Origin of the sequence: Kitasatospora sp. NPDC002965 (assembly GCF_040611255.1) — a bacterium.
Classification (GTDB): Bacteria; Actinomycetota; Actinomycetes; order Streptomycetales; family Streptomycetaceae; genus Kitasatospora.
Genome location: NZ_JBEXNT010000086.1, coordinates 33556 through 40946, shown reverse-complemented (window position 1 = coordinate 40946; position 7391 = coordinate 33556). Strand labels below are relative to the sequence as shown.

Annotated in this window: 6 protein-coding genes and 1 pseudogene; 5 read left to right on the top strand and 2 right to left on the bottom strand. The window is 75.9% G+C overall.

What is annotated here, in order from left to right; all coding sequences use genetic code 11:
• Positions 1-177, bottom strand: a pseudogene (locus ABZY91_RS27980) (sulfite oxidase); the annotation flags it as partial.
• Positions 178-761: 584 nt separating this feature from the next.
• On the opposite strand from ABZY91_RS27980, the gene ABZY91_RS27975 reads away from it, so the two are divergent.
• The 4 genes from ABZY91_RS27975 (at position 762) to ABZY91_RS27960 (ending at position 4262) form a co-directional block, all read left to right on the top strand.
• Positions 762-1559: an alpha/beta fold hydrolase gene (locus ABZY91_RS27975; RefSeq protein WP_355405732.1), complete on the top strand. Its 798-nt coding sequence runs from the start codon at positions 762-764 to the stop codon at positions 1557-1559.
• A 150-nt stretch (positions 1560-1709) separates the two neighbouring features.
• Complete coding sequence (locus tag ABZY91_RS27970; RefSeq protein ID WP_355405731.1) at positions 1710-2084, top strand: MerR family transcriptional regulator; 375 nt, start codon at positions 1710-1712, stop codon at positions 2082-2084.
• Between the two features lie 206 nt (positions 2085-2290).
• The gene (locus ABZY91_RS27965) at positions 2291-3934 is read left to right on the top strand and encodes a BCCT family transporter (protein ID WP_329948881.1); all 1644 of its coding nucleotides are present in this window, start codon (positions 2291-2293) and stop codon (positions 3932-3934) included.
• A 148-nt stretch (positions 3935-4082) separates the two neighbouring features.
• Complete coding sequence (locus ABZY91_RS27960) at positions 4083-4262, top strand: hypothetical protein (protein WP_329880451.1); 180 nt, start codon at positions 4083-4085, stop codon at positions 4260-4262.
• An 82-nt stretch (positions 4263-4344) separates the two neighbouring features.
• Here ABZY91_RS27960 and ABZY91_RS27955 read toward each other — a convergent pair whose 3' ends face one another.
• On the bottom strand, positions 4345-5970 hold the full coding sequence (locus tag ABZY91_RS27955) for a DUF2398 family protein (protein ID WP_355405730.1): 1626 nt from the start codon (positions 5968-5970) through the stop codon (positions 4345-4347).
• Between the two features lie 507 nt (positions 5971-6477).
• On the opposite strand from ABZY91_RS27955, the gene ABZY91_RS27950 reads away from it, so the two are divergent.
• Entirely contained in the window at positions 6478-7239 is a 762-nt protein-coding gene (locus tag ABZY91_RS27950; RefSeq protein ID WP_355405729.1) for a lysoplasmalogenase, read from the top strand.
• The last annotated feature ends 152 nt before the right edge of the window (positions 7240-7391 follow it).

Genomic DNA, 7391 nt, shown 5'->3' with positions numbered 1-7391 from the left:
GAGCGCGTCCGCCGGGGCGAGCAGCCCGCCGGCGGTCGGGGCGGCGAGCACCCCCGCTGCGGCGAGCATCCGCAGCAGGGTGCGGCGGTCGACGCCGTCCGCGCGGGCCTCGCCGGCCAGCCACTGGCGGCGGCGGAGCCGGTCGTACGCGGCTTCCGAGGGGGTTTCGGCGGGCATGGGCACACTTCCGTTCGGATCGTGGTGACGGTCGGACCATGGACCTGCGGGCGGCGCGCCGGTCCGCCGTCGGAACGCGGACCTGCGGGCGGGGGGGCTGCGGTCAGCGCGAGGGGCGGCCGGGGCCGTGGTCGGCACGGCGCCGCGGCGGCCGTCGGGCGGCCGGGGGTGATCCCGAGGAGCCCGGGTTCACCCCGGGCGGCCGGACGGGCTCAGCGACAGCGACAGCTGCTTCGACAGCAGCTGTGACAGCGACAGTGACGGCGACAGGAAGGAGCGGCGCACCCGGGTGCGCCGACCGGTCCACCGGCGGCCCCGCGCACGGCGCAGGCGGCACGGGTGGGGGCATGGGCGGCGGCACGAGTGACGGCGCGGACGGCGAACCGTCCGGTGGTCCTCACTGCACGGGGCGTCCCGGTCACGATGCGGATCATAGGGCCGACCCCGACGCCGCGTCAGGCGATCCGGGCGAACCGGCCCCGGCGGACGGGACCGTGGCTTGACCTTCACACCGATGTCAACTCCTACCGTGCGGGGCGGGGCGGCCGACCGGCCGTCCCGCCCTCCCGCACAGGAGCACCGCCATGACCGCGCCGAAGCCCGCCCCCGCCCCGCTCGCCCGGATCGTCCGGGGCTCCGGCCCCGGCCTGCTGCTCGCCCACGGCGCGGGCGGCAGCGCCCGCGACAACTGGGGTCCGCTGCTCGACGACCTCGCCGCCCACCGCACCGTCGTCGCCCCCGACTACCCGGGCTCCGGCGACAGCCCCGACGAGCCGGGCGAGCCCTCGCTCGACGAACTGGCGGACCGTCTGGTGGCGGTCGCCGACGAGGAGGGCCTGACCGGGTTCGACCTGGCCGGCTACTCGCTCGGCGCCGCCGTCGCCGTACGGGCCGCGACCCGCCACCCCGGGCGGGTCCGCTCCCTGCTGCTTCTCGCGGGGGTGGCCGGCGGATCCCAGCGGTTCCGGCTGCTGGCCGACCAGGCCGTCGCCCTCGCCGGGCAGCCGGCCCTGCTGGCCGACCAGGCCCTGACCGTGGTGTTCGGCCGTACCTGGGTCGACGCCCTGCCTGCCGACCGGCTCGCCGACCTGCGGGCCGCCCTCGCCGCCACACCGGTTTCGGCGGGCTTCCGCCGGCAGTTCGAGCTGGCCGCCCGCGCCGACGTCCGCGCCGAACTGGCCGGCATCGCCGTGCCCACGCTGGTGATCTCCACCACCGAGGACACCCTGGTGGCGCCGGAGCAGCACCGCGCCCTGGCCGAGGGAATCCCCGGCGCCCGCCTGGCCGAGCTGACGGCCGGCCATCTGCCGATGGTGGAACAGCTGCCCGAGCTGCGGCAGCTGGTGCTCGGCTTCCTCACCGGCCACCCGGCCGCCGGATGACCGTACGGTCGAGCAGCCCTGCCGCCGGCCGGTGACCGGGTGGCAGGCCGGCGTCACCCCCGACGCCCCGGCCCCCGCCCACCTGCCGAATCCGTGAACGGCCGGACGCTCCGGGGGAACACCCCCGCGGGGCCCGGCGTTCGCCCGGACATGCGCATCGGAGAGCTCGCCCGTCTGACCGGGGTGTCCACCCGCCTGCTGCGGTACTACGAGGAGCAGGGCCTGCTCTCGCCGGCGCGTTCGGCCGCCGGCTACCGCGAGTACGCCGAGGGGGACGCGATCCGGGTGCGACAGGTCCGCAGCCTGCTGGCGGCGGGCCTGTCCACCCGGGTGATCGCGAGCATCCTCCCGTGCGCCCACGGACCGATCCCCGCCCTGGAGGCCTGCCCCCACCTGCTCGGCACCCTCCGCGGCGAGCTGGCCGAGCTCGACGCCCGCATCGGCGAGCTGACCCGCAGCCGGGACGCCCTCGCCGGTTACCTGGACGCCGCCCTGCCCCCGGCCCGCGCGTACGCCGCCGCCTGACGGCCCGCCGCCGCACCGGACACCCGCCGGACCGCCGCACCGGACACCCACCGGTCCACCCGCCGGTCCACCCGTCCGACGCCGCCTCGCCCCGCCCTCCCCGGCGTGCCCTCCCCCGCCTCCCGGCCGGAACTGGACATAGTGCGACATGTATCCCTTTGACGATCATGTCACCGCCCAGGGCGAACGCCGGAAGAGGTACCCCCATGACGAGTCAGCCGCCCGAGCCGCCGGACGAACCCGCCGCCACCCTCCCCGTCGACCGGGCGGTGTTCGGGATCAGCGCCGTCCTCGTCCTGGCGGTGGTCGCCTGGGGCATCTTCGCCGAGGACTCCCTCGGCCGGACCTCCAGCAGCGCCCTCGGCTGGGTCCTGCACAACTTCGGCTGGCTCTTCGTCGTCGCCGCCGACGTCTTCCTCGTCCTCACCGTCCTGCTCGCCCTCAGCCGCTTCGGGCGGATCCGTCTCGGCCGTGACGACGACGAACCCGAGTTCTCCACGCTCTCCTGGGTCGCCATGATGTTCAGCGCCGGCATGGGCATCGGCCTGATGTTCTACGGCGTCGGCGAGCCGCTCCAGCTGTTCGCCACCCCGCAGCCGGGTTCCGGCCTGGAACCGCAGTCCGCGGCCGCCGCCCAGCAGGCACTGGAGTTCTCGCTCTTCCACTGGACCCTGCACCCGTGGGCGATCTACGCGGTCGGCGGCCTCGCGCTCGCCTACACCACCTTCCGCAAGGGCCGGGGCAACCGGATCTCCTCCGCCTTCGTCCCGCTGATCGGGCAACGCGGCGCGGACGGCTGGACCGGCCGCGCCATCGACATGCTCGCCGTGTTCGCCACCGTCTTCGGCTCGGCCACCAGCCTCGGCCTCGGCGCCCTCCAGGTGGCCGACGGCCTCGGCTACGTCTCCTCCGTCGAGAACACCGAGCGCACCCAGCTGATCATCATCGGCTCGCTGAGCGCCGCCTTCGTCGTCTCCGCCTTCTCGGGCGTGCACAAGGGCGTCAAGTGGCTCTCCACCGCCAACGTCGTGCTGGCCTCGCTGATCATGCTCTTCGTCTTCGTGATCGGCCCGTCCGTCTTCGTCCTGGACGCGATCCCGTCCACCGTCGGCGGCTACCTGTCCGACCTGGTCGCCATGTCCACCCAGACCGGCGCCTTCACCGACGAGAGCTGGCTCGGCTCCTGGACCATCTTCTACTGGGCGTGGTGGCTCTCCTGGGCGCCGTTCGTCGGCACCTTCATCGCCCGCATCTCCCGGGGCCGCACCATCCGCCAGTTCCTGATCGGCGTGCTGCTGGTGCCCAGCGGGGCCACCGTGATCTGGTTCTGCGTGATGGGCGGCACCGCCATCCGGCTGGACAGCACCGGCGCCGCCGACCTCGTCGAGACCATCCCGCAGGGCGCGGAGGCGTCCCTGTTCGAGATGCTGCGCTCGCTGCCGCTCGGCTCGGTGACCAGCGTGATCGCGGTGCTGCTGGTGATGCTCTTCTTCATCACCAGCGCCGACTCCGCCTCCCTCGTCCTCGGCTCGCTCTCCAGCCGCGGCTCGCTGCACCCCCGCACGTGGCTGGTGGTGGTCTGGGGCGTCCTGATGGGCGGGGTCGCCGCCGCCCTCCTGCTCGCCGGCGGGCTGACCGCGCTGCAGAACGCCACCATCCTGGTCGCCCTGCCGTTCGTCGTGGTGATGCTGCTGCTCTGCGTCGCGCTGGTGAAGGAGCTGCGCACCGACCCCGCCGCCGGTCCCTCCCGATTCCACCCGGCCCACGGCCTGCGGGACGCCGTACGGGTCGCCGTCGGCGACGCCCTCGCCGACGCCGGACGGCGCGACCGGCGCCCCCCGCCCGAGTGAACCGGTGACGCCGGACCCGCCCGAGGAGGTCGGGAGGGTGGGGTGTGACCTGGGATGTTGCGTATTCCGCCCAACCCGACGCCCACCCCCCATCCGGACTTCACCCGCACGTAGCGACCGTTAACGCCGCCCTGGAAACCTCCCTGTCATGAACGCCAACCCTCCGGCGACCCTCCAGGACCCGCGCTTCCCCCTGCCCAAGCGCCACCGCCGACTCCTGGCCTGCGCCGCCGTCCTCGCCTCCGTCACCCTCGGCACCCTCGGTGTGGGCGCCACCGTGGAGACCGTCCAGCCCGGCACCGTGGCCACGGCCACCACCCGGAGATGATCTGATCGGAGCCACACGCCGCGACGGCATGGTCGGCGGTACGGCCACCACCAAGAAGTACGCCGTGGCCCGGCCCTGAGCCTCAGGCGTGCTGTTCCGCCTTCGGGGCGGCCGGGGCCGGGATGGTGATCTCCGGGTCCCGGCGCGAGTGCCGGCCGGTGCCGGGCTCCGGCAGGAGGTGGGCGGGGGCGTAGCGGGCGGCGGGCGCGCGCAGGAGCCAGCCCGGGGGGCGGGTACCGCGGGGTGCGCGGACGATCAGTCCCATCCGGTGGAGCAGGTCGAGGGAGTCACGGCGCAGCGCCGTCCGGTCGGCCAGGTAGTCACGGCGCCACCCCGCCGGAAGCCCGTACTCGTCGGCGATGTCGCCGAGGACGCCGTCTATCAGCGCGTCGGGGACGGGCACGTCGGCGTCCGTGGACTCACCGGGGAGCGGCCGCACCTCCTCCACCAGGCGTTCGACCAGCAGCAGCGCGGCCTGGGCCAGGGTTCCGGCGCCGGGCAGGGCGAGGTCGGTGAGCTCCTCGGCGGGGTCGAGCAGGGCGACGCCCTCGGCGCGGTGCTCCGCCTCCAGGCCGAGGAAGTCGGCGAGGGCGGCGGGGCCCGAGATCCGGTGGTCACGCAGCCAGTCCCGCCGCTCCTCCGACAGGTCCGCGATCAGGACGACCGGGGTCTCGGCGAGCCGGCGGCGTACGGCGGTGCCGGGCTCGGCCTCGGCGGCGTGGCGGATCAGGTCGGCCGCGTCTGCGGCGCGCGCGGGCGGGGCGGCCGGAACGGCCCGCGCGAGCTCCCGGTCGACCGTCAGGACGGTCTCGTCACCGGCAGGATCCGCCGGATCGACGGGGACGTCGAGCAGCACCTGCCAGTCGGCCAGGACGGCGAGCGCCATGCAGAGGTCGGCGCGGGCGGCGTCCGGTGCGGGCGCGGCCTCCGGGCCGACCGTGCACATCGCGGCCCGCAGCCGGCCGAGCGGCAGTTGCTCGGGCGCGTCGACCAGCAGGGCCAGCGCGAGCGCCAGGCGGGCGTACCCGCCGGGGGTGAACGGGGCACCGGTGGCGGGGTGTTCGAGCCGGCGGGCGGCTCCGGGGCCGAGGCCGGCCTTGTGCAGGCGGGCGTGCCAGGGGCCGACGAGCAGACGGTAGCCGAGCAGGGTGTCGAAGCGCTCGGTGAGCCAGTCACGATGACGGCGGATCAGCGGGAAGCCGTCGGCGTGCGGCCCGGAGGCCGTGACCAGGGGGTGGGCGAGCAGCAGCCGGGCCGCGATCCGCCGCTCGGCCGCGGTGGCGGCGGCGGAACGGTCCTGAGCACCGACGGTGGCGATCCGGGAGCGTTCGGGCTTGCGGTGCTTGCCCGGCCTGCCCGGCTTGGCGCCCGAGAGGACGACGGGCAGCGCGCCGGCGTCCCGGCGGGCCCGGCGCAGGCCGCGGACCGGGCGGGCCTCGCGGGTGCGCTGCTGCACGGGGGTGTGGGCGGTGGGGCCGTGCCACCAGCTGACGTCGGACGCCGGTTCGGCGGGGGCGGACCCGGGCAGACCCGGTCCGACGGGGCCCGGTCCGGCGGGGCCCGGCTCGGCAGGCGCGCCGAAGTGCCGGGCCGGGTAGAGCCCGAAGGAGGCCGCCCAGAGGTCGTCGGCGGTACCGGCGTCGGCCTGCGCGAACCACTCGGCGAGCCGGAGCAGTCCCGGATCCGGCGAGAGCCCCGGAGTCGGCACGGAAGACGGTGCGGGAGTCGGTGCGGGAGTCGGTGCGGAGGGCGGAACCGGAGTCGGTGCGGGGCCGGCAACCTCGGCCACGTCCACCTCCACGTCCACCTCCTGCGGGCCGTCAGTTCCCGCCGCACGTACGGCAACGCGCGCGGACCCGGGCACAGCCGCGGACACGGCTTCGCGTACGGCGACGACGGCGTCGAGGGTGCTCCGCCCCGCTCCGCCCGTACGCCCGTCCGACGTGTCACCGGCCGCCCGCGCGGCGCCGGTCACGTCCTCCTGCTGCTCCATGTCGTGGACCAGACTAGACGGTGGGCGCGGCCCCCGCTGGCAGCTGCCGGGTCCCGTGGGCACCGGACCGCGCCCCACCGCGCGTCGCCCGGCGATCGTCGCCCCACCGCCGCCCGGCCGGAACCTACGCGTCGGTAACCTGTCCTTCCCGGACCCCGCTCCGGTCGCCCGGGGTGCCCAGCACGGGCCACCCGCTCCCCATCCCCCGGAGGACACCGCCGCATGAGCATCCGTACGACCACCCGCGCCGTTCTCGGCGGCCGCCTGCGTTCGGCCACCGGACTGCTCACCGGCTACGCCACGACCTCGGCGGCCCACCTGGGGGCGATCCTGGCCGACACTCAGGTGCTCCGGCACGCCACCAAGCCGGCGCTGATGCCGCTGCTGGCCGCCCACAGCGCGGTCGCCGCCGCCGCGGCCGGCCGCGAGGCGCCCAGGCTGCTGACGCCTGCGCTGCTGCTGAGCGCGGGCGGGGACGTCCTGCTCCAGCTCGGCAACGACACCGCGTTCCTGGCCGGCATGGGCTCGTTCGCCGCGGCGCACGTCTGCTACGTCACGATGTTCGTCGGGCAGGGGGCGCTCACCGAGCGGCGACGGGCGCTGCTGGTGGCGGCGGCTTACGCGGCGGCCTGGGCGACGATGGTGAGCCGGCTCTGGCCGGACCTCGGGGACCTGCGGGTGCCGGTGGCCGGGTACAGCCTGCTGCTCGCCTCGACGGCCGTCACCTCGGCCGGGCTGGGCCTGCGGACCGGGCTGGGCGGGGCGCTGTTCCTGCTCTCCGACACGCTGATCGCCACCAAGCTGGCCAAGTGGCGGGAGCTGCCGGGCCACCAGTTCTGGATCATGGCGACGTACGTCCTGGCGCAGTACCTGCTGGCCAGTGGTGCGCTCAGGGCCGCCGCCGAGGCGGAGGACGCCCGGGGGCCGGAGGACGCGGACAGCGCGGAGGACACCGGACACGCCGGTCGACCGCAGACGGCCTGACCCCCTCCCCGCCGGCCTGACGGCCTGGCGGACACGGAGGTGGGGGGGGGGGGGGGGGGCCCCCCGCCCCCCCCCCCCCCCCCCCCCCCCCCGCACTGGCCCGAGCGCCACGACGTCGACGACCCCCCCCCCCACCCCCACCCCCACCCCAA

Excerpts from the sequence above, each read along its gene's own strand:
- ABZY91_RS27975 (WP_355405732.1), top strand. The coding sequence starts at position 762 with ATGACCGCGCCGAAGCCCGCCCCCGCCCCGCTCGCCCGGATCGTCCGG.
- ABZY91_RS27970 (WP_355405731.1), top strand. The coding sequence starts at position 1,710 with ATGCGCATCGGAGAGCTCGCCCGTCTGACCGGGGTGTCCACCCGCCTG.
- ABZY91_RS27965 (WP_329948881.1), top strand. The coding sequence starts at position 2,291 with ATGACGAGTCAGCCGCCCGAGCCGCCGGACGAACCCGCCGCCACCCTC.
- ABZY91_RS27960 (WP_329880451.1), top strand. The coding sequence starts at position 4,083 with ATGAACGCCAACCCTCCGGCGACCCTCCAGGACCCGCGCTTCCCCCTG.
- ABZY91_RS27950 (WP_355405729.1), top strand. The coding sequence starts at position 6,478 with ATGAGCATCCGTACGACCACCCGCGCCGTTCTCGGCGGCCGCCTGCGT.